Genomic DNA, 1294 nt, shown 5'->3' on the forward strand with positions numbered 1-1294 from the left:
AAACGGGCGGCCGCTGTCCATGCCCGCTCGCGAGCGGGCATGGACAGCGCATCACAGCGCAAGCGCTCCAGCGTCTGCGCGCCCACACCGATCTCTCGCGCAACCTCGTCCACTGATGCGCTTTCCGGCGCCAGCAACCGCGCCACCGCTCTGTCCTTGAATGTCTGTCCGTAACGCGCCAACTCGTTCTCTCTTTATCGCCCCCAGATTCCAATTCTATCGAGGCGACAACCATTGTGACGCGGGGGGCAGGTCTCCACGGTTCAACGCTTCCGTGTGCAGTACTACCGGGACTCTGACTCCTGCCAGCGTTCACCTCGCCGGCAGGTCTCCCCGCTTGCTTCGTGCCACCTTCCCATCGTTCCGTCCTCAATCACGTGGTATGCCACCGCACCGCTTTGTCCGCCACGACAGCGTGCTGTGTTACTTCCAGGCTTCGCCACTTTAGTGCAGGCTCGCCGCGATACTCCGCCGAAACAGGTTCGTTAGCCTACGGACCGACAGTTCGCCTCCGGTTACTCCCCACCCCGTCTCACGACGACGCAGTTACCTTCAGCTACGGAGCTGTGGCCAACTCCGGCAGGGACTTGCACCCTGCAAATGGCACGCCATCACGGGCGTACACTAAACCGCTGAAGCGGTAGTGGGGGAATGGCTGACGTCAATGCCTGACGTTCAGACAGCACGGTGATCTACTGCCGAACCGCCGGCATGGCAGGCCGGCTCGCCTCGAGCAGTATGGAAGTGCCCGAACGGGCATTCCATTCACTGTTTCAGGAGGTTCGCCATGACACCGCTGCGCGAACGCATGCTGCATGACATGCAGATCCGCAACCTTCGCTTCCATGGCCAGCTCGAGCCGTTGCATGACCCGCGAGCGTTCGCCGCCAGGCTCGCGCTCGCCGCCCAGGCGGAGTGGGTCGTCTATGCGAAACCACCGTTTGGCGGCGCGGCCCAGGTACTCGATTACCTGGGCCGCTCCACGCATCGCGTTGCCATCTCAAATAACCGGTTGATGCGCTTTGATGGCAATTCGGTATTGTTCCGTAAGCGCCTCAGTTGGGCCGTTCGTCCATTCGCGTGCGCGTAAAGCATGATGGTGAACTGGAGCTGCCGGTCAGGTAGAGGGATCTGGCGGACTGCCTGGTGTGTGCAGTTTGTCGGCCACACGCCAAGGCAGGAGCTCGTCGATGCGATTGATTTTGTGACCGGCGATATGGGTTAGCACGTAGTCGAGGTAGGCACGCGGATCGATGTCATTCAGTCTGCAAGTGCCAATCAATGCGTACATCGC

3 protein-coding genes are annotated in these 1294 nt (G+C 61.1%); 1 reads left to right on the top strand and 2 read right to left on the bottom strand.

Annotated elements, in window-relative coordinates:
- On the bottom strand, positions 1-182 hold a 182-nt coding region (locus M3I54_RS44255), incomplete at its 3' end, for a transposase (protein WP_254346711.1).
- Between the two features lie 581 nt (positions 183-763).
- Here M3I54_RS44255 and M3I54_RS44260 point away from each other — a divergent pair.
- A complete protein-coding gene (locus tag M3I54_RS44260; RefSeq protein ID WP_375542334.1) occupies positions 764-1090 on the top strand; it encodes a transposase in 327 nt (108 codons plus the stop codon).
- Positions 1091-1117: 27 nt separating this feature from the next.
- Here M3I54_RS44260 and M3I54_RS44265 read toward each other — a convergent pair.
- Positions 1118-1294: transposase domain-containing protein (locus M3I54_RS44265; protein ID WP_254345774.1), on the bottom strand; the 177-nt coding region annotated here is incomplete at its 5' end.

It is taken from the genome of Paraburkholderia sp. CNPSo 3274 (assembly GCF_024206475.1).
Lineage (GTDB): Bacteria > Pseudomonadota > Gammaproteobacteria > Burkholderiales > Burkholderiaceae > Paraburkholderia.